Raw genomic sequence first — 25605 nt, forward strand, 5'->3', positions numbered from 1 at the left:
GGACGGCACGTACCATGGGGTGAGGCCGTGGCATGTTGCGCCCGGCAGGGGCCGCGTCACACAGACGTACGCGACGGCCCGTTCCTCACACTCCGGGAGTACGCCTCACTATGGCCACGCGCCACGACATCCGCAACGTCGCCATCGTCGCCCACGTCGACCACGGCAAGACGACCATCGTCGACGGCATGCTGAAGCAGGCCGGCGCCTTCGCCGCGCACCAGCTCGAGGGCGTCGACGACCGCATGATGGACTCGAACGACCTGGAGCGTGAGAAGGGCATCACGATCCTCGCCAAGAACACGGCGGTGAAGTACCACCCCAAGGACGGCGGGGACCCGATCACCATCAACATCATCGACACCCCCGGCCACGCCGACTTCGGCGGCGAGGTCGAGCGCGGTCTGTCCATGGTGGACGGGGTCGTCCTGCTCGTCGACGCCTCCGAGGGTCCGCTTCCGCAGACCCGGTTCGTGCTGCGCAAGGCCCTCCAGCAGCGGCTGCCCGTCATCCTGTGCATCAACAAGACGGACCGCCCGGACTCCCGCATCGACGAGGTCGTCAACGAGACCTACGACCTCTTCCTCGACCTGGACGCGGACGAGGAGCAGATCGAGTTCCCGATCGTCTACGCCTGCGGCCGTGACGGCATCGCCTCGCTGACCAAGCCGGAGAACGGCACCGTGCCGGCCGACTCCACCAGCCTGGAGCCGTTCTTCTCCACGATCCTGGACCACATCCCGGCCCCCACCTACGACGAGGACGCGCCGCTCCAGGCCCACGTCACCAACCTGGACGCCGACAACTTCCTCGGCCGTATCGCGCTGCTCCGCGTCGAGCAGGGCGAGCTCAGGAAGGGCCAGACCGTCGCCTGGATCAAGCGGGACGGCACCGTCGCCAACGTCCGCATCTCCGAGCTGATGATGACCGAGGCGCTCACCCGCAAGCCCGCCGAGAAGGCGGGTCCCGGTGACATCTGTGCCGTCGCCGGCATCCCGGACATCATGATCGGCGAGACGCTGGCCGACACCGAGAACCCGGTCCCGCTGCCGCTGATCACGGTCGACGAGCCCGCGATCTCCATGGTCATCGGCACCAACACCTCCCCGATGGTCGGCCGTGGCGGCTCCGGCAAGGGCGCCGACGCGAAGGCGGCCGTCAAGGACCGCAAGGTGACCGCCCGTCAGGTCAAGGACCGTCTCGACCGCGAGCTCATCGGCAACGTCTCGCTGCGGGTGCTCGACACCGACCGCCCCGACGCCTGGGAGGTCCAGGGCCGTGGTGAGCTCGCGCTCGCCATCCTGGTCGAGACCATGCGCCGGGAGGGCTACGAGCTCACCGTCGGCAAGCCCCAGGTCGTCACCAAGGACGTCGACGGCAAGGTCTACGAGCCGGTCGAGCGCATGACGATCGACGTGCCCGAGGAGCACATGGGCGCGGTCACCCAGCTCATGGGCGTCCGCAAGGGCCGGATGGACAACATGTCCAACCACGGCTCCGGCTGGGTCCGCATGGAGTTCGTGGTGCCCTCCCGCGGTCTCATCGGCTTCCGTACGGAGTTCCTGACCCAGACCCGCGGCACCGGCATCGGCCACTCCATCCACGAGGGCCACGAGCCCTGGTTCGGCACCCTGCAGACCCGCAACAACGGCTCCCTGGTCGCCGACCGCGCCGGCGTGGTCACGGCGTTCGCGATGACGAACCTGCAGGAGCGCGGCGTGCTGTTCGTCGAGCCCGGCACCGAGGTGTACGAGGGCATGATCGTCGGCGAGAACTCGCGCTCCGACGACATGGACGTCAACATCACCAAGGAGAAGAAGCTCACCAACATGCGCTCGTCCACGGCCGACGTGGCCGAGTCGATCGTCCCGCCGCGCAAGCTCTCCCTGGAGCAGTCCCTGGAGTTCTGCCGGGACGACGAGTGCGTGGAGGTCACCCCGGAGGCGGTCCGCATCCGCAAGGTGAACCTGGACGCCCGCGAGCGCGCCCGCGCCGCGAGCCGCGCCAAGCACGGCTGACACCGCGTCAGTACGAACATCCCGGGCACCGCGTCTGACGCGGTGCCCGGTCCCGGTTTCGGGGAAGGTAGGGAAAACCCTTCATCTTGGTTCGAGGGCCCCACATGTCGGGTCATTGGCACTACCCTGCGCTGATGTCGGTCCTGCCTGTACTCCGGCTGTGCGACGAACAGCCGTGGTCTGACGACCCGTTGGAGTCCCTGTTGGCGCAGGCACGCAAACCGACTCTTCCGCAACCGATTTATTACAGCCATGTGTCCGGAATGCGGACGGCCGTGACCGGTAGATGTGTAACAAGTCCGTTTCGCAGGGATCTTTCAGCAAACCCTTTGTCCGGATTTTGGAAGATGTTCGCGCAAGGTGTGATCGAACCGAGACCTTGGGGGAGTGGTTCGGCCCCGGTGCATGGCAGATAGTTAGGCGCGTAGAGCTCGGATCAACGGGTCACGCGCTGCAGCGGCGCCGACTCATCGAGCGCGGGGGCACCTGACCATTTCAGGCACCGGTAACGGTGATGTGTCATGTGCTCCCCCATGCGGTGAACCAATGGACTCATGAGGAGGAGCCCCATGCGTGGTGCCAAGAGCGCCAAGTGGGTTGCGATAGCCGCCGTAGTGGCGCTGGGTGCGACGGCCTGTGGCGGCGGCGGGGACAACGGCAGCTCGGGCAGTGGCAAGGGCAACGGCGTGGTCTCGGTGGAGATCGGTGAGCCGCAGAACAGCCTGGTCCCGACCAACACGTACGAGACCGAGGGCGGCCAGGTCATCAACGCCCTCTTCACGGGTCTGACCAAGCTTGACGCCGACAACAAGGTCGTCAACGCCATGGCTGAGTCGATCGAGTCCAAGGACAACAAGGTCTGGACGATCAAGCTGAAGTCGGGCTACACCTTCCACAACGGCGAGAAGGTCACCGCCCAGTCCTTCATCGACGCCTGGAACTACGGCGCGAACCAGACCAACGCCCAGCAGACCAACCCGCTGTTCAGCCACATCCAGGGCTACGCGGACCTGAACCCGGGCGAGGGCAAGAAGCCGAAGACCGACAAGCTCTCCGGTCTGAAGGCCATCGACGACAACACCCTCCAGGTCACCCTCGACGGCGCGTTCTCCGCGTTCCCGTCGCAGCTGTCCTTCACGGCGTTCGTCCCGCTGCCCAAGGCGTTCTTCAAGGACCCGAAGGGCTTCGGCGAGGCCCCGATCGGCAACGGCCCCTTCCAGATGAAGGGCACGTTCAAGCACAACCAGGAGATCGACACCACGAAGTACGACAAGTACCCGGACGCCTCGAAGATCGAGGTCAAGGGTGTCAACTTCAAGATCTACTCGAACCTGGACACGGCCTACAAGGACCTCGTCGCCGGCAACCTCGACACGCTGCTGACGATCCCCAACTCGGGCCTGCCGACGTACCACAAGGACCTGCCGGGCCGTTACATCGACGAGGCCGACTCGGCCGTCGGCTACATCGGCTTCCCGATCAAGTACAACAAGGCCTTCCAGAACGCCGACCTGCGCAAGTCGATCTCCATGGCGATCGACCGCAAGACGATCACGTCGAAGATCTTCCTGGGCGCCCGTACGCCCGCGGACGACTACATCAGCCCGATCATCGACGGCTACCGCAAGGGCGCCTGCGGCGATTCCTGCACCTACAACCCGACCAAGGCCAAGGAGCTCTACAAGCAGAGCGGTGGTCTGCCGGGCAACAAGCTGGAGATCGGCTACAACGCGGACGGCGGCCACAAGGAGTGGGTCGAGGCCGTGGCCAACCAGATCCAGCAGGCCCTCGGCATCAAGGTGACGGCCAAGCCGTTCGAGCAGTTCCAGACCATCCTGAACGACCTGGACGCCAAGAAGTACCAGGGCGCGTTCCGTATGGGCTGGAGCATGGACTACCCGGACATGGAGGACTACCTCCGTCCGATCTTCTCCAAGGACGCCATCACCAACGGTTCGAACTACTCGGGTTACGTCAACGAGCAGTTCGAGAAGCTCCTCGTCCAGGGCGACCAGGCCCCGACCCACGAGGAAGCGATCAAGATCTACCAGCAGGCCGACGACGTGCTGCTGAAGGACCTGCCGTACATCCCGGTGTACTTCTACACGATGAACGCCGGCTTCAGCGACAAGATCAAGTCGATGAAGGTCGCCGGTCACCAGATCCTGTGGGACCAGGTCAAGCTCAGCTGACCAGGTTCTGAGCAGTCCTGAACGGTACGGGGTGAGCAGGGGGAGGAATACCCTTCCCCTGCTCACCTCTGCGCCGTCTCCCGTCCGACCGTGCTCTCCCCTCGGCCACGGTCGGGTCGAGCACCCCCTCTGGAGTACCCATGGGCCGATACGTCGTGCGCCGCCTGCTGCAGGTGATCCCTGTGGTCATAGGCGTCACGTTCATCATCTTCTGCCTGGTCTTCGCTCTGCCCGGCGACCCGATCCAGGCACTGGCCGGCGACAAGCGGGCCGACCCCAACGTCGCGGCGATCCTCCGCGCGCACTACCACCTCAACGAGCCGCTCTACCAGCAGTACTGGCACTACATCAGCGGCGTCTTCACCGGTGACCTCGGCGAGACGTACAACGGACGTGCCATCTCCGACATCGTCTCGGAGCGGTTCCCGATCACCCTCAAGCTGGGTCTGACCGCGTTCGCGATCGAGGCCGTGATCGGCATCGTCGCGGGTGTCTTCTCCGCCCTGAAGAAGGGCAAGTTCGTCGACAACGTCGTGCTGATCTCGACGCTGGTACTCATCTCGATCCCGGTGTTCGTGCTCGGCAGCGTGCTCCAGCTGGAGTTCGGTGTGAACCTCAAGATCACGCCGGTCGCCGGTATCGAGAAGGGCTGGCCGCAGAGCTACATCCTGCCCGCCATCGTCCTCGCCTCGACCTCCATGGCGTACATCTCCCGGCTCACCCGGACGAGCATGAGCGAGTCGATCCGCGCCGACTACGTCCGCACGGCGATCGCCAAGGGCCTGCCCATGCGGCGGGTCATCGGTCTGCACGCGCTGCGCAACTCGCTGATCCCGGTCGTCACCTTCCTGGGCTTCGACCTCGGCGCCCTGATGGGCGGCGCCATCATCACCGAGCGCGTGTTCAACATGCCCGGTATCGGTGGCCAGTTGGCGCAGTCGGTCTATCTGCGTGAACGGCCCGTCGTGGTCGGTCTGGTGACCCTGCTGGTGCTGATCTACCTGGTCGCCAACCTCCTCGTAGACCTGATGTACGCCGTGCTCGACCCGAGGATTCGCTATGAGTGAGAAGACGATAGAGAGGCCCACCACCGACGAGGCCGCCATCGCCAAGGAGATCGAGGCCGAGGAGAAGGCGGCGGCCCGGCAGGCCAGCCTGCTCAAGGACGGCTGGACGGACCTGCGCAAGCGGCCCATGTTCCTGGTGACGGCGTTCATCATCGTGTGCCTGCTCGCCCTGGCGATCGCGCCGAGTCTGTTCACGGCCCGCTCCCCGTACTCCGACGGGTTCTGCCAGCTGCAGAACTCCATGAACCCGCCCACGTCCGGGCACCTGTTCGGCTTCGACGTGCAGGGCTGCGACATCTACACCCGCACCGTGTACGGCACCCGCAACTCGATCGTCGTCGGTGTGGTGACGACCGTGGTCACCACCCTGATCGGCGGTCTGCTGGGCATGCTGGCCGGTCTGGTCGGCGGCTGGATCGACGCGGTCCTGTCCCGGATCACCGAGGTGTTCTCCGCGCTGCCGCTGATCGTCGGTGGTCTGCTGATCATGTCGATCTGGGGCGGCGGCGACGTCTGGTCGGTCTCGTTCATCATGGCGATCCTCGGCTGGCCGCAGGTCTTCCGGATCATGCGCGGCGAGGTCATCTCCAACAAGTACAACGACTATGTGACGGCCGCCCGGGCGCTGGGCGCGGACTCGTGGCGGATCGCCTTCCGGCACATCCTGCCCAACACCCTCGCCCCCGTCATCGTCATCACGACGATGAACCTCGGCGTCTACATCTCGGCCGAGGCCGCCCTGTCCTACCTGGGCATCGGCATCCAGTCCCCGAACATCTCCTGGGGTCTGATGATCAGTGACGCCCAGGACCGGTTCCTGACCTCGCCGCACGCGCTGCTGTTCCCGGCCGGCGCGCTGAGCCTCACCGTGCTGGCGTTCATCGTGCTCGGCGACGTGGTCCGCGACGCCTTCGACCCCAAGATGCGCTGAGGGAGGCGTACGTGACCATCATCGACCCGACCGACGCCGCTCCGGCGTCCCTGTCCGGCGACGGCAAGGGCAAGGGCCCGCTGCTCGAAGTGCGCGACCTGCACGTCGAGTTCCAGACCCGCGACGGCGTGGTGAAGGCCGTCAACGGTGTCAACTACTCGGTGAACTCCGGGGAGACGCTGGCCGTGCTCGGCGAGTCCGGCTCCGGCAAGTCCGTGACCGCGCAGGCGATCATGGGCATCCTCGACATGCCGCCGGCCCGCATCCCCCAGGGGGAGATCCGGTTCTACGGCGAGGACATGCTCACCATGTCCGCCGAGGAACGGCGCAAGCTGCGCGGTGCCCGCATCGCGATGATCTTCCAGGACGCGCTCTCCGCGCTCAACCCCGTGCTCAGCGTGGGGTTCCAGCTCGGTGAGATGTTCCGCGTCCACCAGGGGATGTCCCGCAAGGCGGCCAAGGCCAAGGCCATCGAGCTGATGGACCGGGTGAACATCCCGGCCGCCGCGGCCCGGGTGAACGACTACCCGCACCAGTTCTCCGGCGGTATGCGCCAGCGCATCATGATCGCGATGGCGCTCGCCCTGGAGCCGGACCTGATCATCGCCGACGAGCCCACCACGGCCCTCGACGTGACCGTGCAGGCCCAGGTGATGGACCTGCTCGCGGAGCTCCAGCGCGAGTACCAGATGGGCCTGATCCTCATCACCCACGACCTCGGTGTCGTCGCGGACGTCGCCGACAAGATCGCGGTGATGTACGCGGGCCGGATCGTGGAGACGGCGCCGGTGCACGAGCTGTACAAGCGTCCCGCCCACCCCTACACCCGCGGTCTGCTCGACTCGATCCCGCGTCTGGACCAGAAGGGCCAGGAGCTGTACGCGATCAAGGGTCTGCCGCCCAACCTGCTGAAGGTGCCCAGCGGCTGTGCCTTCAACCCGCGCTGCGAGAAGGCGCAGGACATCTGCCGCACCGACCGCCCGCCGCTGGTCCCGGTGACCGAGGCGGACGGCAGCGAACTGCCCGGCCGCGCCAGCGCGTGCCACTTCTGGAAGGAGACGATCCATGGCTGAGACGACCCCGGCCGCCGAGCCGCAGGACGCCACGCCGAACGTCTCCGACGTGGAGGTCGCCGACGTCAACTCCGAGACGGAGGCGGTGGCCGCGCTCGACGCGCCGGTGGAGCGGGGCGAACCGATCCTTCAGGTGCGCAACCTGGTCAAGCACTTCCCGCTGACCCAGGGCATCGTCATCAAGCGTCAGATCGGTGCGGTGAAGGCCGTCGACGGCATCTCCTTCGACCTGCACCAGGGCGAGACCCTGGGCATCGTGGGTGAGTCGGGCTGCGGCAAGTCGACGGTCGCCAAGCTGCTGATGAACCTGGAGCGGGCCACCTCCGGCGAGGTCTTCTACAAGGGCCAGGACATCACCAGGCTGTCCGGGCGGGCGCTGAAGGCGGTCCGCCGGAACATCCAGATGATCTTCCAGGACCCGTACACCTCGCTCAACCCGCGGATGACCGTGGGTGACATCATCGGGGAGCCGTACGACATCCACCCCGAGGTGGCACCGAAGGGTGACCGGCGGCGCCGGGTGCAGGAGCTGCTGGACGTCGTCGGGCTCAACCCGGAGTACATCAACCGCTATCCGCACCAGTTCTCGGGTGGTCAGCGTCAGCGCATCGGCATCGCGCGCGGTCTGGCCCTGAACCCCGAGGTGATCATCTGCGACGAGCCGGTGTCGGCGCTGGACGTCTCCGTCCAGGCGCAGGTCATCAACCTGATGGAGCGGCTGCAGGACGAGTTCAACCTGTCGTACATCTTCATCGCGCACGACCTGTCCATCGTCCGGCACATCTCCGACCGGGTCGGCGTGATGTACCTGGGCAAGATGGCCGAGATCGGCTCCGACGAGCAGATCTACGAGCACCCGACGCACCCCTACACCCAGGCGTTGCTGTCGGCTGTTCCGGTGCCGGACCCGGAGGCGCGGGAGCAGCGCGAGCGGATCATCCTCACCGGTGACGTGCCGTCCCCGGCCAACCCGCCCTCGGGCTGCCGCTTCCGCACCCGTTGCTGGAAGGCCCAGGACAAGTGCGCGGAGGAGGTGCCCGTGCTGGCGATCCCGGAACGCTTCAAGGGCGCCGACACTCCGGCCGCCCACGAGTCTGCCTGCCACTTCGCGGAGGAGAAGGACGTCGTCCACGCGTAAGCCTGCGGCGGCTGAGCCCTTGTTCCCGGTACCCCGAGTTTGGCTGGTGCCGGGAACTGGCGTTCAGGGCGGGGGTTGTCCGTCGGCCGTGGCGCCGTCGTGGCTGGTCGCGCAGTTCCCCGCGCCCCTTGGGGTGTTCGTGGCACCGCCCGTGACGTAGCGCGGGGTTATGTGGTCACCCGTGCCCGCGCCCAGTGGCAGGCGACCTGTGGGACGGGGGACGCGGTCAGGATCTCGGGGTCCTCCGTGCGGCAGCGGCTTGCGACGCCCGTGGTGTCCGCCTCGCCCGAGGACAGGATCTGGCAGCGGGTGTGGAAGCGGCAGCCCGGGGGGATGCGGGACGGGTCCGGGGGTTCGCCGGTCAGGACCAGCGGGGCGCCCGGCGCCTCCGGGAGGACCGACAACAGGGCCTGGGTGTAGGGGTGCCGGGGGGCGGTGAGGACCTGTTCCACGTCGCCCGTCTCCACGATCCGGCCCAGGTACATCACCGCCACGCGGTCCGCGATGTTCCAGGCCAGGCCCAGGTCGTGGGTGACCACCAGGGCGGACAGGCCCAGGTCCGTGCGCAGTCGCAGCAGCAGCGCCAGGATCTCGCCGCGCACGGACGCGTCCAGTGACGCCACGGGCTCGTCGGCGACGATGAGCTCCGGTTCCAGGACCAACGCGCCCGCGATGACCACGCGTTGGCGCTGACCGCCGGACAGCTCGTGCGGGTAGCGCAGGAAGAAGCGCTCCGCGGGACGCAGCCCCGCCCGGGACAACGCCGAGGCCACGGCGGTGCGTTCGTCGCCGCCGTACCCGTGGATCCGCAGCCCCTCGGCCACCGCGTCGTACACGGTGTGCCGAGGGTTCAGCGACCCGCTCGGGTCCTGCAGTACGAGCTGGACGCGTCGGCGGTATGCCTTGAGGGCTCGGGAGGTGTACTCCAACGGCGCCCCTGCGAACCGGACTTGCCCCTCCGTCGGTTTCACCAGCCCCAGCAGGGTGCGCGCCAGCGTCGTCTTGCCGCAGCCCGACTCGCCGACCAGCGCCACGATCTCCCCGGCCCGGAGGTCCAGCTCCACGCCGTCCACGGCCCGCACGGCCGCCTCCCCGCGCCGCCCCGGGAACGTCACCCGCAGGCTCCGCGCACTGAGCAGCGCCGTCGCCGCCGGTTCGGGACGCTCGGCAGGACTCCCCGTCGTCATGTCGTACTCCTCGCGTCCTCTGCCGCAGCCGTCGGTCCCGGTCCGGGCGCGCCCACGTGCACGCAGGCCGCCTCTCGGCCGGGTCCCGCGTCGCGGAGCGGCTGGTCCTCCGTGGCGCAGCGGTCCAGTGCCTCCGGGCACCGTGGGTGGAACGTGCAGCCCGAGGGCAGCTCGGACGGGTCGGGCGGGTCGCCGGCCAGGCCGCGGGGGGCGAACCGGGAGGCCGGGTCGCCGATGCGCGGGAAGGCGGCCGACAGGGCCTTGGCGTACGGGTGCCGGGCGTCCTCGTAGACCTGCCGGGCGGGGCCCTCCTCGACGATCCGGCCCGCGTACATCACCGCCAGCCGGTCGCAGGTGTCGGCGAGGACGGCCAGGTCGTGGCTGATCATGACGAGACCCACGTCCTGTTCCGCCACGAGCTGTTCGATCAGCCGGAGGATCTGTGCCTGGATCATCACGTCCAGTGCCGTGGTCGGCTCGTCGGCGATGATCAGGCGGGGGTCGCAGGCGAGCGCCATGGCGATCATCACGCGTTGGCGCTGACCGCCGGAGAGCTCGTGCGGGTAGGCGGAGGCGCGGGAGGCCGGCAGGCCCACGTGCTCCAGCAGTTCGCCGGTCTTCTCACGCGCCGCGGACGCCGTCGCCCTGCGGTGCAGCAGGATCGGCTCGGCGATCTGGTCGCCCACGCGGTGCACGGGGTTGAGGGAGTGCATCGCGCCCTGGAAGACGATCGAGGCCCCCGCCCAGCGCACCGCCCGCACCTGCCCCCACCGCATGGTCAGGACGTCCTCGCCGTCCAGCAGGACCTCCCCGGACACCCGCGCCCCGGCGGGCAGCAGCCGCAGCAGCGCGAGCGCCAGCGTCGACTTGCCGCACCCCGACTCGCCCGCGATGCCCAGCTTGCGGCCCGCCGCGAGGGACAGGTCCACGCCCCGTACCGCGGCCGCCCCGCCCGGGTAGGTCACCTCCAGGTTCCGGACCTCCAGCAGCGTCAACGGGCCACCCCCAGCCTGGGGTTGAGAACCGACTCGACCGCGCGCCCGCACAGGGTGAACGCCAGCGCGACCACCGCGATGGCGATGCCCGGCGGCACGAGGTACCACCAGTCGCCGGAGCTGACCGCGCCCGCCTCCCGCGCGTCCTGCAGCAGCCCGCCCCAGGAGATCACCGTCGGATCGCCGAGGCCCAGGAAGGCCAGGGTCGCCTCGGCGAGGACGGAGGAGGAGATCATCAGGGTCGTCTGGGCGAGCACCAGCGGCATCACGTTGGGCAGCACATGTCGGCTCATGACGTGCCAGTGACCGCCGCCGAGCGCCTTCGCGCGCTCGATGTACGGCCGTGACTCGACCGCCAGCGTCTGCGCGCGCACCAGCCGGGCCGTGGTGGGCCAGGAGGTGACGCCGATCGCGAGGATCACCGTGCCCAGGGAGTGGGGCATCACCGTGGTCAGCGCGATGGCCAGCACCAGCGCCGGCATCACCAGGAACCAGTCGGTGATCCGCATCAGCACGGTCGCGTACACCCCCCGGAAGTGCCCGGCGGTGATCCCGACGACCGTGCCGATCACCACCGACAGCACGGCCGCGAGCAGCCCCACGAGCAGCGAGACCCGCGAGCCCCACACCACCAGTCCGAGCAGGTTCCGCCCGAACCGGTCGGTGCCCAGCGGGAACTCACCGCTCGGCGCCTGCAGCGGACTGCCCGGCGCGTCGGTCACCCCGGTCACCCCGGAGCCGACGGTCAGCGGGGCCGTCAGCGCGACCAGCGCGAACAGGGCGAGCGCGGCCAGCCCGACGAGGCCCGCGCGGTGGGTGCGGTACTGCCGCCAGAACCGCGCGGCGGAGCGGCGCCGGCGCTGCCAGGCCAGCGTGCGGGGCCCGGGCGCGGTGTCGGTCGTCATCGGCCCACCCGGGGGTCGAGCAGCGGGTAGACCAGGTCGGCCAGAGTGTTCATGACGATCACCGACGAGGCGAAGAAGAGGAACAGCCCCTGCACCAGGGGCAGATCGGGCACGCTCAGGGCCTGGTAGAACAGCCCGCCGAGGCCCGGCCATGAGAAGACGGTCTCGACCAGGATGACGCCGGCGACGGTCCGGCCGAGGTTGACGAAGACCAGGGTGACCGTGGGCAGCAGCGCGTTCGGCACCGCGTGCCGGCGCCGCACCAGGTCGTCCCTCAGGCCCTTGGCGCGGGCGGTCGTCAGATAGTCGCTGCCCATCTCGTCGAGCAGCGCCGAGCGGGTGACCAGCAGCGTCTGGCCGTACTCGACCGCGACCAGCGTGACCACCGGCAGGACGAGATGGTGGGCGACGTCGAGGACGTAGGCGAAGCCCTCCTTGCCGCCCGACTCCATGCCGCCGGTCGGGAACAGGCCCGGAATGGGGCCGAGGCCCACGGCGAACACGATGATGACCAGCAGGCCCAGCCAGAAGGACGGGACGGAGTAGAGGGTCAGCGCCAGGCCGGTGTTGAGCTTGTCGCCGAGTCCGCCGTGCCGCCAGGCCGAGCGGGTGCCGAGGAACATGCCGAGCGCGGTGTAGAGGACGAAGGCCGTGCCGGTCAGCAGCAGGGTGTTCGGCAGCGCCTCGGTGATCTTGTCGATGACCGGGGTGCGGAACTGGTACGAGGTGCCCAGGTCGCCGGTGAGCGCCTTGCGGCAGTAGTCGGCGAACTGCTCCCACAGCGGCAGGTCCAGGCCGAACTCCTTGTGGTACTCGGCCAGTTGTCCGGCCGACACCGGACGGCCGCCGGTCATCGTCTTGACCGGGTCACCCGGGATCAGCCGGAACAGGAAGAAGCCGGTGACCAGGACGGCGAGCAGCGACACGGCGGCGCCGCCCGCCTTGGCCGCCCCGTAGCGCAGATACGCGGTGGCGGTCCGCGCCCGTGGGCCACGGGCCGCCGTACCGGCGGGGACCGGTACGGCGGCCTTGTCGACCGCTGCCGACGCCGAGTCGGGCGCCGTCGGTTGGATGGACACGGCCTACTCGCGGTCGTCGGCGGTGGCGCGCCGGCGCCGCGCGAGGAAGGCCCCGGCCCCGGCGAGGACCACGATACCCGCGACGACCCCGATGATCACGCCGGTCGAGCTGCCGCCGGAGGAGTCGCCGGAGTCGGCCGGGACCGCGGACCACCAGCTCCAGTAGCCGTCCTGGCCGTAGATGTTGCCGGCGGCCCTGGGCATCGTCTCGATCGACTTGATCTGGTCGGTGCGGTAGGCCTCGACGGCGTTCGGGTACGCCATGACGTTCATGTAGCCGAGGTCGTACAGCCGCGACTCCATCTGCTTGACGATGCCGGCCCGTTTGCCGGGGTCGTACTCGGCGAGCTGCCGGGCGTACAGCTCGTCGTAGGTCTTGTCGCAGACGAAGTTGTCGGTCGCGCCGGTGTCCTTCGGGGTGGCGGGCAGGGCGGCGCAGGTGTGGATGGACAGCACGTAGTCCGGGTCGGGGTTGACGGACCAGCCGTCGAAGGCGAGGTCGTACTTGCCGGCGAGCCAGGGGTCGGTGACGTTGTCCAGGCAGTCCAGGCTCATGCCGATGCCGAGCTTCGCCCACCACTCCTTGAGGTACTGTCCGACCGCCTTGTCGTTGGGGTCGGTGGCGTGGCACAGGACGCGGTAGTTCAGCGGCTTGCCGTCCTTGCCGACCCGCTTGCCGTCGGCGTTCTTCTTGTACCCGGCCTGGTCGAGGAGCTGGGCGGCCCTGGCGGGGTCGTAGGCGAGCTCCTGGCCCGGGTCCGGTTTCCAGAAGTACGTCGAGAAGCGGGGCGGGATGTAGCCCTGGCCCTCGACCGCGTGGCCCTGGAACACCTTGTCGATGATCGTCTTGCGGTCGACCGCCAGGAACAGCGCGTGCCGCACCCGCTGGTCCAGCAGGGACGGGTCGCCGTCGCCGAACTTCTGGCCGTTCTTCGCCTTCGCGCCCGGGTTGGTCGCCAGGGCGTAGAAGCGGCGGCCGGGGGCGTCGTTGACCTTGATGTCGGACTGGCCCTTGAGGGAGGCCGCCTGAGCCGGCGTCAGGGCGGGCTGGCCGGCGACGAAGGAGACCTCGCCCTTGCGCAGGGCGGCCACGGCGGCGTCCTGGTCCTTGTAGTACTTGAAGACCAGCTCGTCGAACTTGGGCGCCCCGCGCCAGAAGCTCTTGTTGGCCTTCAGCCGGACATAGCTGTCCGCCTTGTACTCGGTGAGGACGAAGGGCCCGTCCCCGACGACGGGGAAGGACTTGTCGTTGTTGAACTTCGAGAAGTCCGTGACCTTCTTCCAGACGTGCTCCGGCACGATCGGCACGTCGAGCGCGGTCATGGTGGCCTGCGGCTTCTTCAGGCGGACGACCAGCCGGGTGGGACTGGGGGCCGTCACCTCGCGGAAGTTGCCGACGAAGCTGCCGTTCGCGGTGGCGGCCGCCTGGTCGGTCATCATCTTGTTGAACGTCCAGGCCGCGTCCTGGGCCGTCACCTTCTGACCGTCCGACCACTTCGCGTCCGAGCGGATGGTGTAGGTCCAGGTCAGCTTGTCGGCGGACGGCTTCCAGCTGGTGGCGAGGCCGGGCACCGGGTGCGCGTCACCGGGGTCGTAGTCGGTGAGGTACTCGTACGTCAGCCGCAGGATGCTGGTGCTGAGCAGCCGTACCGCCAGGAAGGGGCTGAGCGAGTCCACGCTCTGGGCGACCGCGACGGTGAGGACCTTGTCCCCGGCCGCCCGCGCCTGCTGGGGAGCCGGGTTGAGCGGGGTCGCGAGGGCCGCCGAGGACGTCAGAGCGAGGGCGCCGGCGAGGGCGACGAGCCGGGGCGTGCGGGATCGATGGCTTCTCGGATGTGAACGCCTTGCGCCGTGCTGCTCTTGTGGGCTCATGAATCGTGACCTCGCGTCATCGCTCGCACAGGGACGGCTTGTTCGGACTGCAGGACCGGGTTCTGCCTGGTGACGCCAGCTGGGTGATGAGTGTGTCTATCAGCGGGTGTCTGCGCGCGTCAACGGCCCGCGAAACCTCATGTGGCCTGCGAAAACGGGCGAGTTGATGTTCGGGATCGCAAATATTGGTCCAGACCGGTGAAGGTGTCCTGGTGGAGCGCTGGCGCCTGTCGGTGACCGTGCCTTCACCCGCGCCTCACCCGTGCGGCGGCACTGTCCTCCGGACGGCCGTCCCGCGAACGGGCGCGCCGAATGTGCGGAATGTATTGCGCGCCCGGATATTCGCCGGTAACGGACCGTCATTCTGAGGAGGCACTCCATGCGTGGAGCCACGCACGCCCCATGGGCCGCATGCGCGGTGGTGGTCGCCCTCGCGGCGACCGCCTGCGGCAGCGGCAGCAGCGGTGGTGGCGGTGACGGTGGCGGGGTGCTCAGCTCGTCCTGGGGCGACCCGCAGAACCCGCTGGAGCCGGCCAACACCAACGAGGTGCAGGGCGGCAAGGTCCTCGACATGATCTTCCGCGGACTGAAGCGGTACAACCCGAAGACCGGCGCCGCCGAGGACATGCTCGCCGAGAAGATCGACACCACGGACTCGCAGAACTTCACCGTCACCGTCAAGAGCGGCTGGAAGTTCAGCAACGGCGAGGCGGTCACCGCCAAGTCCTTCGTCGACGCCTGGAACTACGGGGCGAGCCTGAAGAACAACCAGAAGAACGCGTACTTCTACGGGTACATCGAGGGCTACGACAAGGTGCACCCGGACACCGGCGCGCAGACCGCCACCACCCTCTCCGGCCTCAAGGTCACCGGCCCGCAGACCTTCACCGTCAAGCTCAGCCAGAAGTTCTCGACCTTCCCCGACACCCTCGGCTACGCGGCCTACGACCCGCTGCCCCAGGCGTTCTTCACCGACCACGCCGGCTGGATCGCGAAGCCGGTCGGCAACGGCCCGTACACCGTCCAGGCGTACGCCAAGGGCTCGAAGATGTCCCTCAGGAAGTGGGACGCCTACCCCGGCACCGACAAGGCGCAGAACGGCGGAGTCGACCTCAAGGTCTACACCGACAACAACACCGCCTACACCGACCTCATGGCCGGCAACCTCGACCTGGTCGACGACGTCCCGGCCGCCCAGCTGAAGAACGTCAAGAGCGACCTCCAGGGCCGGTACCTGAACACCCCCGCCGGCATCATCCAGACCCTCGCCTTCCCCTTCTACGACCCGGCCTGGAACAAGAGCGGCTCGGAGAAGGTCCGCAAGGGCCTGTCCATGGCGATCAACCGCCGGCAGATCACCGACACCATCTTCCAGAAGACCCGCACCCCGGCCACCGACTGGACCTCACCGGTGCTCGGCGCCGCGGGCGGCTTCCAGGACGGGCTGTGCGGGGAGGGCTGCCAGTACAACCCCGGCCAGGCCAAGAAGCTGATCCAGGAGGGCGGCGGGCTGCCCGGCGGCCAGGTCAAGATCACTTACAACGCGGACACGGGCTCGCACAAGGAGTGGGTGGACGCCGTGTGCAACTCCATCAACAACGCGCTCGGCAACGACAAGGCCTGCGTCGGCAACCCGGTCGGCACCTTCGCCGACTTCCGCAACCAGATCGGGCAGCACAAGATGACCGGGCCGTTCCGGGCCGGCTGGCAGATGGACTACCCGCTCATCCAGAACTTCCTGCAGCCCCTCTACTACACCAACGCCTCCTCCAACGACGGCAAGTGGTCCAACAAGGACTTCGACACGCTCGTCAACCAGGCCAACGCCGAGAGCGACGCCGGCAAGGCGATCGGTCTGTTCCAGAGCGCCGAGAAGGTCGTACGGGACAACATGGCCGCCATCATGCTCTGGTACCAGAACGGCAGCGCCGGCTGGTCCGACCGGCTCTCCAACGTCGCCCTCAACCCGTTCAGCGTCCCGGTCTACAACGAGATCAAGGTCGGCTGAGCCGCCGTGGGACGGTACGTGGTCGGGCGTCTGCTCCAGATGATCCCGGTGTTCATCGGGGCCACGCTGCTGATCTTCCTGATGGTGAACGTGATGGGCGACCCCGTCGCGGGCCTGTGCGGTGAGCGGCAGTGCGACCCGGCCACGGCCGCCCAGCTGAAGAAGGAGTTCGGGCTCGACAAGCCAGTGTGGCAGCAATACCTGACCTACATGGGGAACGTCTTCACCGGCGACTTCGGTACGGCGTTCAACGGGCAGAAGGTCACCGAGCTGATGGCGAGCGCGTTCCCCGTCACCATCCGGCTGACGATCGTCGCGATCCTCTTCGAGATCGTCATCGGCGTCACGCTGGGCGTCGTCACGGGGCTGAAGCGCGGGCGGCCCGTCGACACCTCGGTCCTCCTGCTCACCCTCGTGGTCATCTCCGTCCCCACCTTCGTCACCGGCCTGCTGCTGCAACTGCTGCTCGGCGTCGAGTGGGGCTGGATCAAGCCGTCGGTCTCCACGGACGCCACGTTCGGCGAACTGACCGTGCCGGGACTGGTCCTCGCGTCCGTCTCCCTCGCCTACGTCGCCCGGCTGACCCGCACCTCCATCGCGGAGAACCGGCGCTCCGACTACGTCCGCACGGCCGTGGCCAAGGGTCTGCCCCGGCAGCGGGTGATCATCCGCCACCTGCTGCGCACCTCCCTGATCCCGGTGGTCACCTTCATCGGCACCGACATCGGCGCGCTGATGGGCGGCGCGATCGTCACCGAGCGGATCTTCAACATCCACGGCGTCGGTTATCAGCTCTACCAGGGCATCCTCCGCCAGAACACCCAGACGGTGGTCGGCTTCGTGACCGTCCTGGTCCTGGTCTTCCTCGTCGCCAACCTGCTGGTCGACCTGCTGTACGCCGTACTCGACCCGAGGATCCGCTATGCCTGAGCAGCCGTACGAACCGGAGGGCTCCATCGCCGGCACCGGCATGGGCGGCGCCATCGACCTGGCCACGGCGGAGGGCGAGAGCCTGGAGCGGACGACGGGCGCCCCCGAGGGCACGGGCCCACAGCAGAAGCCGCGCTCCCTCTGGTCCGACGCCTGGCGCGACCTGCGCCGCAACCCGGTCTTCATCATCTCGGCCGTCGTGATCCTCTTCCTGGTCCTCATCTCCCTGTGGCCCTCGGCGATCACCTGGATGAGCCCCCTCAAGTGCGACCTCGCCAAGGCCCAGGAGGGCTCCCAGCCCGGCCATCCCTTCGGCTTCGACGGCCAGGGCTGCGACGTCTACACGCGCACGGTCTACGGCACCCGTACGTCCGTCACGGTCGGCGTCTGCGCCACGCTCGGGGTCGCGCTCCTCGGCTCGGTGCTCGGCGGGCTCGCGGGGTTCTTCGGCGGGGTCTCGGACTCGTTCCTCTCCCGGATCACCGACATCTTCTTCGCGATCCCGGTCGTCCTCGGCGGTCTCGTCCTGCTCTCGGTGGTCACCAGCAACACGGTCTGGCCGGTCGTCGGCTTCATCGTGCTGCTCGGCTGGCCGCAGATCGCCCGTATCGCCCGCGGGTCCGTCATCACCGCCAAGCAGAACGACTACGTCCAGGCCGCCCGCTCCCTGGGCGCCTCCAACTCCCGCATCCTGCTGCGGCACATCGCGCCCAACGCGGTCGCCCCGGTGATCGTCGTGGCGACCATCGCGCTCGGCACGTACATCGCCCTGGAGGCGACCCTGTCCTTCCTCGGTGTAGGCCTCAAACCCCCGAACGTCAGCTGGGGCATCGACATCTCCGCCGCGTCCCCCTACATCCGCAACGCCCCGCACATGCTCCTCTGGCCGGCCGGCGCCCTGGCCGTCACCGTCCTGGCCTTCATCATGCTGGGCGACGCGGTCCGCGACGCCCTCGACCCGAAGCTGAGGTGAGGACGCATGACGCGAAGAACGGCGTTCGCCGTGGCCGACGACACGGGCCGCCATGCACCTGACGGTTGTCGCGCCCCGGGGCACGGTGGCGTGGGCGCAGTTGCGTCGGCGTTCGCCGTGGCCGGCGACACGGGCCGCCATGCACCCGGCGGTTGCCGTGCGTTGCCGGCCGGTCCGTTCGTGTGGCTCGGTGACTCGCGCTGCCGCCGACCGTCCGGTGCCGAGCCGACGGCTTGCGGTGCGGGCGGCGGGTGGTCCTCGTACGGGTGGGCTGATGGCTGGGCGCGTCCTCGGACGGTTTCCGGCGTTTCGGCAGCCGTCGTGGGCTGTCGGCGGCCTCGGGCCCTCGTGCGGGCCGGTGTCGGCGGACATTCGTTCATCCGGCGGGGCGCACTCGTGTGTGACGTCCTCGGGCCGGGGCCGCTGGTCGGATCGCGGCAGGCTCGGTGCGTGCGGGGGGCGGGGCCTTGCCGTTCGTCTGGCTCGGGGACGCGCGCTGCCGCCCCGCATTCGAGGCCGAGCCGACACCTCGCGGCGCGGGCGGACATTCGTTCATTCGGCGGGGTGCGCTCGCCGGGGCTGAGGTGAGGTGGCGGCATGTTGCTGGACGTGCGGGAGCTGCAGGTGGAGTTCCGGACTCGGGACGGCGTGGCCAAGGCCGTCAACGGGGTGAACTACAGCGTGGACGCCGGGGAGACGCTGGCCGTGCTGGGGGAGTCCGGGTCGGGGAAGTCCGTCACCGCGCAGGCCGTGATGGGGATTCTCGACATGCCGCCCGGGCGCATCACCGGCGGGGAGGTCCTGTTCCAGGGGCGGGATCTGCTCAAGCTCAAGGAGGAGGAGCGGCGCAAGGTCCGCGGCGCCGAGATGGCGATGATCTTCCAGGACGCCCTGTCCTGCCTGAACCCCGTGCTGTCCGTGGGCGACCAGCTCGGTGAGATGTTCGTCGTGCACCGCGGGATGTCACGCAAGGACGCCCGGACCAGGGCGATCGAGCTGATGGACCGCGTGCGCATCCCGGCCGCCAGGGCCCGCGTCAAGGACTATCCGCACCAGTTCTCCGGCGGCATGCGCCAGCGCATCATGATCGCGATGGCCCTCGCCCTGGAGCCGGCCCTGATCATCGCCGACGAACCCACCACCGCCCTCGACGTCACCGTCCAGGCCCAGGTCATGGACCTGCTCGCGGAGTTGCAGCGCGAGTACAACATGGGGCTCATCCTCATCACCCACGACCTCGGCGTGGTCGCGGACGTCGCCGACAAGATCGCCGTGATGTACGCGGGCCGGATCGTCGAGTCGGCACCGGTGCACGACATCTACAAGGCGCCCGCCCACCCCTACACGCGCGGGCTCCTCGACTCCATCCCCCGCCTGGACCAGAAGGGCCAGGAGCTGTACGCGATCAAGGGGTTGCCGCCCAACCTGATGCACATCCCTCCGGGGTGCGCCTTCAACCCCCGCTGCCCGATGGCCCAGGAGGTCTGCCGCACCGACGAGCCTCCCCTGTACGAGGTTGATCAAGTGAGGGGCAGTGCCTGTCACTTCTGGAAGGAGTGCCTCAATGGTTGACCACGTTGAGCCGATCCTGGAAGTGAGTGGACTGGTCAAGCACTACCCCTTGACCCAGGGCATCCTGTTCAAGAAACAGGTCGGTGCCGTCAAGGCCGTCGACGGTGTGGACTTCACGCTCAACAGGGGAGAGACCCTCGGCATCGTCGGGGAGTCGGGCTGCGGCAAGTCAACGGTCGCCAAGATGCTCGTCAATCTCGAGCAGCCGACGCAAGGGTTGATCAAGTACAAGGGCGAGGACATCGGCAAGTTGTCCGCCAAGGCCCTCAAGTCCGTCCGCCGCAACATCCAGATGGTCTTCCAGGACCCGTACACCTCGCTCAACCCCCGTATGACGGTGGGCGACATCATCGGGGAGCCGTACGAGATCCACCCCGAGGTGGCGCCCAAGGGCGACCGGCGCAAGAAGGTGCAGGAGCTGCTGGACGTCGTCGGGCTCAACCCCGAGTACATCAACCGCTATCCGCACCAGTTCTCCGGCGGCCAGCGCCAACGCATCGGCATCGCCCGGGGCCTGGCGCTGCGCCCGGAGGTCATCGTCGCCGACGAGCCGGTCTCCGCCCTGGACGTGTCCGTGCAGGCGCAGGTCATCAACCTGATGGCGAGCCTGCAGAGCGACTTCGAGCTGAGTTACGTCTTCATCGCGCACTACCTGTCCATCGTGCGGCACATCTCGGACCGGGTCGGGGTGATGTACCTCGGGCGGATCGTGGAGATCGGCCGGGACCAGGAGATCTACGACCACCCCACGCACCCCTACACCCAGGCCCTGCTGTCCGCCGTCCCCGTGCCCGACCCGGAGGCCCGTGAGCACCGGGAGCGGATCATCCTCGCCGGTGACGTCCCGTCCCCGACCGACATCCCCTCCGGCTGCCGCTTCCGCACCCGCTGCTGGAAGGCCCGCGAGCGCTGCGCCCTGGAGGTGCCGTTGCTGGCGGTACCGGCCGAGTTCCGCATGACGAGCGGCCCGGCCGCCCACGACTCGGCGTGCCACTTCGCGGAGGAGAAGACGGTCGTCCCCCCGGAGGGGGAAGGCAACGGACCGGGGTGACATGGCGCACCCCGGTCCGTTTACGGCACCCGCACGGCCGTACGCTGTTCAGACTCGCGTGTCCGTATATCGGGACCGCTTCCGTCAAGTTGCCTGCGTGTTAACGCGGTTCATCCCTGTTTGCGCGGTTGTGCGAGCGAACGCCGCAGGAAGTCCAGTTGCAGCCGCAGCAGGTTCTCGGCGACCTCCTCCTGCGGAGTCATGTGCGTGACCCCGGACAGCGGCAGCACCTCGTGCGGGCGGCCGGCGGCCAGCAGCGCCGAGGACAGCCGCAGTGAGTGGGCGACCACCACGTTGTCGTCGGCGAAACCGTGGATGATCATCATCGGGCGGTGCGGATCGGCGGCGTCGACCAGTCCCGCGTCGTCGATCAGCGAGTTGCGCCGGTAGACCTCCGGTTGCTCCTCGGGGTGGCCGATGTAGCGCTCCTGGTAGTGGGTGTCGTACAGGCGCAGATCGGTGACCGGGGCGCCCACCACCGCCGCGTGGAACACGTCCGGGCGGCGCAGCACCGCGAGCGCCGCGAGATAACCGCCGAAGGACCAGCCGCGGATCGCGACCCGGGAGAGGTCGAGCGGGAAGTCGCCGGCAAGTGCCTGGAGCGCATCCACCTGGTCCTGCAGCACCACCGCCGCAAGGTCGTCCCGTACCGCCTTCTCCCAGGCGGGGGAGCGGCCCGGGGTGCCCCGGCCGTCCGCGACGACCACCGCGAAGCCCTGGTCGGCGAACCACTGCGAGGTGAGATGCGGGTTGTGCGCGGCGACCACCCGCTGCCCATGGGGGCCGCCGTAGGGATCCATGAGCACCGGGAGGGGACTGTCCCCGTGGTAGTCCCGTGGCATAAGCACGGCGCACGGGATCCGCCGTGCGCCCCCCCGTGTGAGCGTCACGCGCGGGGACATACCGGGATTTTCGGCGTACGAGGCGATGGTCGCCGTCTGCTTGCCGTCCCGGAGCACCTGCACGCGGGCGCCCGGCCGGTCCGGCGTGGCGGACACCAGCACGGTCACGCCCCCGGCGCGCACCGCCGAGTGCACGCCGGGCTCGTGCGAGACGCGCTCCAGGCCGCGTTCGCTGACGCGATAGACATGCACCTCACCCGTCTCCGGGTGCTCGGCCTCCTCGCCCGCCGAGGCCGAGACCAGCGCGTCCTCGTCCGCCACGTCCAGCACGGCCCTGACGTGCAACTGAGGCCCGGTGAGCGGGCGTTCGCCCACCGCGAGCACCCGCGCGCCGCCCTCGTCCGCGATCCGCACCAGCCGTCCCGAGGGGCTCCAGCAGGGCACCCCGGGGAAAAGATCCAGCCAAACTGGATCTTCGTCCGCGTGCACCAGCCGGGTCGCCCCGGTGTCCGGGTCCACCGCCAGATACAGCTGGCTGCGCTGGTCCCGCGCCTGGACGAGCAGCAGCGGGGCACCCGCCGCTGACCAGTGCACATGCGCCAGATACGGATAGCGCGCCCAGTCCCAGACGACCTCCGTGCGCGCCCCGTCCAGGCCGATCACGAACAGCCGTACGTCCGCGTTGTCCGTGCCCGCCGCCGGATACGGGACGTGTTGTGGATCACGTTCCGGATGGGCGGGGTCGGAGATCCACCAGCGACGTACCGGCATGTCGTCCACGCGCGCGACCAGCAGCCGGTCCGACTCGGGCGACCACCAGAACCCCCGCGAACGCTGCATCTCCTCGGCCGCGATGAACTCGGCCAGGCCGTAGGTGACGTTCTCCGACTCCGGCTCGGCGAGAACCCGTTCACCCTCGCCCTCGGCGCCCACCACCCGCAGGGCGCCCCGCGCCACGTACGCCACGTGCCGGCCGTCGGGGGAGGGGCGTGGGTCGATCACCGGTCCCGGGGCGGGGAGTTCACGTGCCGTGCCGGCCCGCAGCTCGGCCGTGAAAAGCCGTCCTGACAACGCGAAAGACGCCAACTCCACGTCCCCGTCGGTGGCATAGCCGACGATGCCGGCACCACCCTCACGGCTGCGTTCGCGGCGCGCCCGCTCCTGGGGCGAGAGGTCCTCGTCGGCGCCGCCGAGCAGGGTGCGCGGGTCGGCCGCCACCCGCTCCGTGCCGCTGTCCACATCGAGGACCCAGAGCGAATTCGCCCTGTCCGTACCGGAACCGGAACGCAGGAACACGACACGGGCGCCGTCGGGCGCCACGGTGAAGGAGCGCGGCGCGCCGAGCGTGAAACGCTGGGTGCGGGCGTGCCTGCGGGGGAAGGAGTCGGACGTCGTCGTCATGCCCCGACCATATTGGCCATGCGCCCCCTTGTGCGGCCGTGCGCCGATCGATGCGCAGGTCCGGATAGTTATGATCACTACCGCACAGTGGGTATGAACCTGCTGGTCCTTGTGGATTTATCTGCCGGGATTTCTGCCCCCTGGTCCGACCCCCGCGCTCTTGGGATCTTTGGAGGTGAGCCGCCGTGGCACTCTCGATTTCGGCGGTGGTGCTGCTGGCGATCGTCGTCTTCTTGTTGGTCAAGAAGTCCGGGCTGAAGGGCGGGCACGCGGTCGTCTGCATCCTTCTGGGGTTCTATCTCGCCTCCTCGACCGTCGCACCCACGATCAACGATCTGACGACGAACATCGCGAGCATGATCGGCAGCATCAAGTTCTGACCGGGCTGCGCCGCGCTGTCAGCGGTGCCTCGTAGGGTGGACCCATGACGGAACCACCCCGGCGTCTGCTGCTGGTGCACGCGCACCCGGACGACGAGTCGATCAACAACGGCGCGACCATGGCGCGGTACGCGGCCGAGGGCGCCCGGGTGACGCTGGTCACCTGCACTCTCGGTGAGCGCGGCGAGGTCATCCCGCCGGGCCTGCGGCACCTCACTGGAGCGGCCCTGGGCGAGTACCGGCTGGCCGAGCTCACCGCGGCCATGCGGGAGCTCGGCGTCGAGGACTTCCGTCTGCTCGGCGGCCCCGGCCGCTACGGCGACTCCGGGATGATGGGCCTGTCCGACAACGAGGACCCCGCCTGCTTCTGGCAGGCCGACCTCGACGAGGCCGCCGCCCACCTGGCCGAGGTGATCCTGGAGGTACGCCCCCAGGTCCTCGTCACCTACGACGACAACGGCGGCTACGGACACCCCGACCACATCCAGGCCCACCGCGTCGCCATGCGCGCGGCCGAGCTGGCGGCGGGGCAGGGCTGGGAGATCCCCAAGGTGTACTGGAACCGGGTGCCCCGGCCGGTCGCCGAGGAGGCCTTCGCCCGGCTCGCGAAGGATCTGCCCGCGCTCCCCTTCTCCAAGGCCGCCGTCGTCGACGACGTCCCGGGCGTGGTGGAGGACGACCGGATCACCGCCGAGATCGACGGCACCGCGTACGCGGACGCGAAGGCCGCCGCCATGCGGGCGCACGCGACCCAGATCGAGGTCGCGCCGCCGTACTTCGCGCTCTCCAACGAACTCGCGCAACCCCTGTTCACCACCGAGTACTACGAGTTGGTCAGAGGTGAGAGGGCAGGAGGGGTGCGGGAGACGGATCTCTTCGCCGGGCTCGGGGTCGGTGTCGGTGACGGCGGCTACGCCGGCCCCGGTGACGGTAGCGGTGCCAGGGAGGCGTCATGAGTGAGCGGGGCTCGATGCTCGCGCAACCGCTTCAGCGGCCCTCCGCGGGGCGGGCGTTGCTGTTCCTCGGGCTGTTCGTGCTGGGCGCGGTCGTCGGGGCCGCCGGTGCGCTCGTGCAGGCGGGCTGGTTCCCCGGCGGGCTGCTGCTCGCGCTCGCCGGCGAGGCCGGGCTGCTGCTCGGCGGCGGACGGGTCACCGGCAGCCGGGGCGGATCGATCGCACCGGCCGCCGGCTGGGTGATCGCCGTCATCCTGCTCACCGCCAGCAGACCCGAGGGCGACTTCCTGTTCGGGGCCGGAGGGGGCTCGTACCTCTTCCTGCTCGGCGGGATGGCCGTTGCTGTGATCTGCGCCACCCTTGGGCAGGGGCGGCAACCAACGGGGCGTGACGTCCGACTTGCCAAGTGACGTACCACTTGGCCGTTAACCAGGCGTGCGAGTCCGGTGTGGGTTTCCCCGGCGGTCGTGGGATACGCGCCAGAAGTGGCCAGTATGGTGGTGCGCGCCGCCGAGCTGCCCGTGAGGTCATGTCGGGCGGCGGAGCCAACCGGGAGAACCTGCCTTGAGTCGTGAAACTGACACTCCGTCCTCCGGGCCCAACGGGCGCGGCGGCGGAGCCGCATACCCGTCCGGCACGCCGCCGTACGGCACCCCCGCGGCATCCGACGCCGGTTCGGACACGGGCCGTTCGGCCGAGCGGCCGGAGGAACGCAAGACCGAGACCACGCTGACGACCCGGATCCGGATCAACATCCCCGGATCTCGGCCGATTCCGCCGGTCGTGGTGCGTACGCCCGTCGCGGACGCCGGCACCTCCGAGGAGACCGGCGAGACCGAACTCCCCACCGCGGCACCGGGCGCGGCCACGGCCACCGTGGACGCTCCCGCCGATCCCGCGCAGTCGGCCGAGGACAAGACGAGCGACTGGTTCGCGCCCCGCAAGTCCGGCCCGGCCAAGGGAGGTCCGGGGAGCGGGGCCACCAACGGCGCCGGTCTGCCGGGCGGTTCGGCCGCGGGAACGCCGGGAGCGGGCGCT

At 69.0% G+C, this 25605-nt stretch carries 20 protein-coding genes; 14 read left to right on the plus strand and 6 right to left on the minus strand.

The window, feature by feature from the left end; genetic code table 11:
* Positions 1 to 110: 110 nt before the first annotated feature.
* The 6 genes from typA to ACWCQ1_RS17875 all read left to right on the plus strand — a co-directional run bounded on the left by typA (position 111) and on the right by ACWCQ1_RS17875 (position 8419).
* Positions 111 to 2018, plus strand: coding sequence for a translational GTPase TypA (typA, locus tag ACWCQ1_RS17850; protein WP_133044441.1), 1908 nt, complete (start codon positions 111 to 113; stop codon positions 2016 to 2018).
* A 569-nt stretch (positions 2019 to 2587) separates the two neighbouring features.
* On the plus strand, positions 2588 to 4210 hold the full coding sequence (locus tag ACWCQ1_RS17855) for a peptide ABC transporter substrate-binding protein (protein ID WP_358594265.1): 1623 nt from the start codon (positions 2588 to 2590) through the stop codon (positions 4208 to 4210).
* 140 nt (positions 4211 to 4350) lie between these two features.
* Entirely contained in the window at positions 4351 to 5277 is a 927-nt protein-coding gene (locus tag ACWCQ1_RS17860) for an ABC transporter permease (RefSeq protein WP_133044443.1), read from the plus strand.
* Positions 5270 to 6208 (plus strand): ABC transporter permease, encoded by a 939-nt coding sequence (locus ACWCQ1_RS17865; RefSeq protein WP_133044444.1) that lies wholly within the window; start codon positions 5270 to 5272, stop codon positions 6206 to 6208. The genes ACWCQ1_RS17860 and ACWCQ1_RS17865 overlap by 8 nt, the downstream gene beginning before the upstream one ends.
* An 11-nt stretch (positions 6209 to 6219) precedes the next feature.
* Positions 6220 to 7281: an ABC transporter ATP-binding protein gene (locus ACWCQ1_RS17870; protein WP_451026856.1), complete on the plus strand. Its 1062-nt coding sequence runs from the start codon at positions 6220 to 6222 to the stop codon at positions 7279 to 7281.
* Positions 7274 to 8419, plus strand: coding sequence for an ABC transporter ATP-binding protein (locus tag ACWCQ1_RS17875; RefSeq protein WP_358594261.1), 1146 nt, complete (start codon positions 7274 to 7276; stop codon positions 8417 to 8419). Before ACWCQ1_RS17870 ends, ACWCQ1_RS17875 begins: the two co-directional genes overlap by 8 nt.
* Before the next feature lie 167 nt (positions 8420 to 8586).
* Here the strand turns inward: ACWCQ1_RS17875 and ACWCQ1_RS17880 are convergent, their stop codons facing one another.
* The 5 genes from ACWCQ1_RS17880 to ACWCQ1_RS17900 are packed head-to-tail and all read right to left on the minus strand — an operon-like array spanning position 8587 to position 14457.
* On the minus strand, positions 8587 to 9606 hold the full coding sequence (locus ACWCQ1_RS17880) for an oligopeptide/dipeptide ABC transporter ATP-binding protein (RefSeq protein ID WP_451026857.1): 1020 nt from the start codon (positions 9604 to 9606) through the stop codon (positions 8587 to 8589).
* Positions 9603 to 10601 carry an ABC transporter ATP-binding protein gene (locus ACWCQ1_RS17885; RefSeq protein ID WP_358594255.1) on the minus strand — a complete coding sequence of 333 codons (999 nt, stop codon included), beginning with the start codon at positions 10599 to 10601 and terminating at the stop codon, positions 9603 to 9605. The genes ACWCQ1_RS17880 and ACWCQ1_RS17885 overlap by 4 nt, the downstream gene beginning before the upstream one ends.
* A complete protein-coding gene (locus ACWCQ1_RS17890; RefSeq protein ID WP_451026858.1) occupies positions 10598 to 11506 on the minus strand; it encodes an ABC transporter permease in 909 nt (302 codons plus the stop codon). The genes ACWCQ1_RS17885 and ACWCQ1_RS17890 overlap by 4 nt, the downstream gene beginning before the upstream one ends.
* Positions 11503 to 12585: an ABC transporter permease gene (locus tag ACWCQ1_RS17895; RefSeq protein WP_451026859.1), complete on the minus strand. Its 1083-nt coding sequence runs from the start codon at positions 12583 to 12585 to the stop codon at positions 11503 to 11505. Before ACWCQ1_RS17895 ends, ACWCQ1_RS17890 begins: the two co-directional genes overlap by 4 nt.
* A gap of 3 nt (positions 12586 to 12588) precedes the next feature.
* Positions 12589 to 14457, minus strand: a complete 1869-nt coding sequence (locus tag ACWCQ1_RS17900; RefSeq protein WP_451026860.1) for an ABC transporter substrate-binding protein — start codon at positions 14455 to 14457, stop codon at positions 12589 to 12591.
* Between the two features lie 379 nt (positions 14458 to 14836).
* On the opposite strand from ACWCQ1_RS17900, the gene ACWCQ1_RS17905 reads away from it, so the two are divergent.
* The 5 genes from ACWCQ1_RS17905 (at position 14837) to ACWCQ1_RS17925 (ending at position 20991) form a co-directional block, all read left to right on the plus strand.
* Positions 14837 to 16465, plus strand: a complete 1629-nt coding sequence (locus tag ACWCQ1_RS17905) for a peptide ABC transporter substrate-binding protein (RefSeq protein ID WP_451026861.1) — start codon at positions 14837 to 14839, stop codon at positions 16463 to 16465.
* Between the two features lie 6 nt (positions 16466 to 16471).
* Positions 16472 to 17395 (plus strand): ABC transporter permease, encoded by a 924-nt coding sequence (locus ACWCQ1_RS17910; protein ID WP_358594246.1) that lies wholly within the window; start codon positions 16472 to 16474, stop codon positions 17393 to 17395.
* Entirely contained in the window at positions 17388 to 18368 is a 981-nt protein-coding gene (locus tag ACWCQ1_RS17915; protein ID WP_358594243.1) for an ABC transporter permease, read from the plus strand. Before ACWCQ1_RS17910 ends, ACWCQ1_RS17915 begins: the two co-directional genes overlap by 8 nt.
* Positions 18369 to 18965: 597 nt before the next feature.
* Positions 18966 to 19940 carry an ABC transporter ATP-binding protein gene (locus ACWCQ1_RS17920; RefSeq protein WP_451026862.1) on the plus strand — a complete coding sequence of 325 codons (975 nt, stop codon included), beginning with the start codon at positions 18966 to 18968 and terminating at the stop codon, positions 19938 to 19940.
* Positions 19933 to 20991 (plus strand): ABC transporter ATP-binding protein, encoded by a 1059-nt coding sequence (locus ACWCQ1_RS17925; protein WP_451026863.1) that lies wholly within the window; start codon positions 19933 to 19935, stop codon positions 20989 to 20991. Before ACWCQ1_RS17920 ends, ACWCQ1_RS17925 begins: the two co-directional genes overlap by 8 nt.
* A gap of 110 nt (positions 20992 to 21101) precedes the next feature.
* On the opposite strand, the gene ACWCQ1_RS17930 is transcribed toward ACWCQ1_RS17925, so the two are convergent.
* A complete protein-coding gene (locus tag ACWCQ1_RS17930; RefSeq protein ID WP_451026864.1) occupies positions 21102 to 23234 on the minus strand; it encodes a prolyl oligopeptidase family serine peptidase in 2133 nt (710 codons plus the stop codon).
* Positions 23235 to 23419: 185 nt separating this feature from the next.
* Between ACWCQ1_RS17930 and ACWCQ1_RS17935 the strand changes: the two genes are divergently transcribed.
* Genes ACWCQ1_RS17935 through ACWCQ1_RS17945 form a run of 3 tightly spaced genes read left to right on the plus strand, consistent with a single transcriptional unit; the run spans position 23420 to position 24977 of the window.
* Complete coding sequence (locus ACWCQ1_RS17935; protein WP_058923418.1) at positions 23420 to 23614, plus strand: hypothetical protein; 195 nt, start codon at positions 23420 to 23422, stop codon at positions 23612 to 23614.
* A gap of 44 nt (positions 23615 to 23658) precedes the next feature.
* Entirely contained in the window at positions 23659 to 24570 is a 912-nt protein-coding gene (gene mshB, locus ACWCQ1_RS17940) for an N-acetyl-1-D-myo-inositol-2-amino-2-deoxy-alpha-D-glucopyranoside deacetylase (RefSeq protein WP_358594231.1), read from the plus strand.
* On the plus strand, positions 24567 to 24977 hold the full coding sequence (locus ACWCQ1_RS17945; protein ID WP_133044457.1) for a DUF6113 family protein: 411 nt from the start codon (positions 24567 to 24569) through the stop codon (positions 24975 to 24977). Before mshB ends, ACWCQ1_RS17945 begins: the two co-directional genes overlap by 4 nt.
* Positions 24978 to 25605: the final 628 nt, after the last annotated feature.

The sequence above is a fragment of the Streptomyces sp. NPDC002144 genome (assembly GCF_053593695.1).

Coding starts and splice junctions, on each gene's coding strand:
- typA (WP_133044441.1), top strand. CDS start 111: ATGGCCACGCGCCACGACATCCGCAACGTCGCCATCGTCGCCCACGTC.
- ACWCQ1_RS17855 (WP_358594265.1), top strand. CDS start 2,588: ATGCGTGGTGCCAAGAGCGCCAAGTGGGTTGCGATAGCCGCCGTAGTG.
- ACWCQ1_RS17860 (WP_133044443.1), top strand. CDS start 4,351: ATGGGCCGATACGTCGTGCGCCGCCTGCTGCAGGTGATCCCTGTGGTC.
- ACWCQ1_RS17865 (WP_133044444.1), top strand. CDS start 5,270: ATGAGTGAGAAGACGATAGAGAGGCCCACCACCGACGAGGCCGCCATC.
- ACWCQ1_RS17875 (WP_358594261.1), top strand. CDS start 7,274: ATGGCTGAGACGACCCCGGCCGCCGAGCCGCAGGACGCCACGCCGAAC.
- ACWCQ1_RS17880 (WP_451026857.1), bottom strand. CDS start 9,606: ATGACGACGGGGAGTCCTGCCGAGCGTCCCGAACCGGCGGCGACGGCG.
- ACWCQ1_RS17890 (WP_451026858.1), bottom strand. CDS start 11,506: ATGACGACCGACACCGCGCCCGGGCCCCGCACGCTGGCCTGGCAGCGC.
- ACWCQ1_RS17900 (WP_451026860.1), bottom strand. CDS start 14,457: ATGAGCCCACAAGAGCAGCACGGCGCAAGGCGTTCACATCCGAGAAGC.
- ACWCQ1_RS17905 (WP_451026861.1), top strand. CDS start 14,837: ATGCGTGGAGCCACGCACGCCCCATGGGCCGCATGCGCGGTGGTGGTC.
- ACWCQ1_RS17915 (WP_358594243.1), top strand. CDS start 17,388: ATGCCTGAGCAGCCGTACGAACCGGAGGGCTCCATCGCCGGCACCGGC.
- ACWCQ1_RS17920 (WP_451026862.1), top strand. CDS start 18,966: ATGTTGCTGGACGTGCGGGAGCTGCAGGTGGAGTTCCGGACTCGGGAC.
- ACWCQ1_RS17925 (WP_451026863.1), top strand. CDS start 19,933: ATGGTTGACCACGTTGAGCCGATCCTGGAAGTGAGTGGACTGGTCAAG.
- ACWCQ1_RS17930 (WP_451026864.1), bottom strand. CDS start 23,234: ATGACGACGACGTCCGACTCCTTCCCCCGCAGGCACGCCCGCACCCAG.
- mshB (WP_358594231.1), top strand. CDS start 23,659: ATGACGGAACCACCCCGGCGTCTGCTGCTGGTGCACGCGCACCCGGAC.
- ACWCQ1_RS17945 (WP_133044457.1), top strand. CDS start 24,567: ATGAGTGAGCGGGGCTCGATGCTCGCGCAACCGCTTCAGCGGCCCTCC.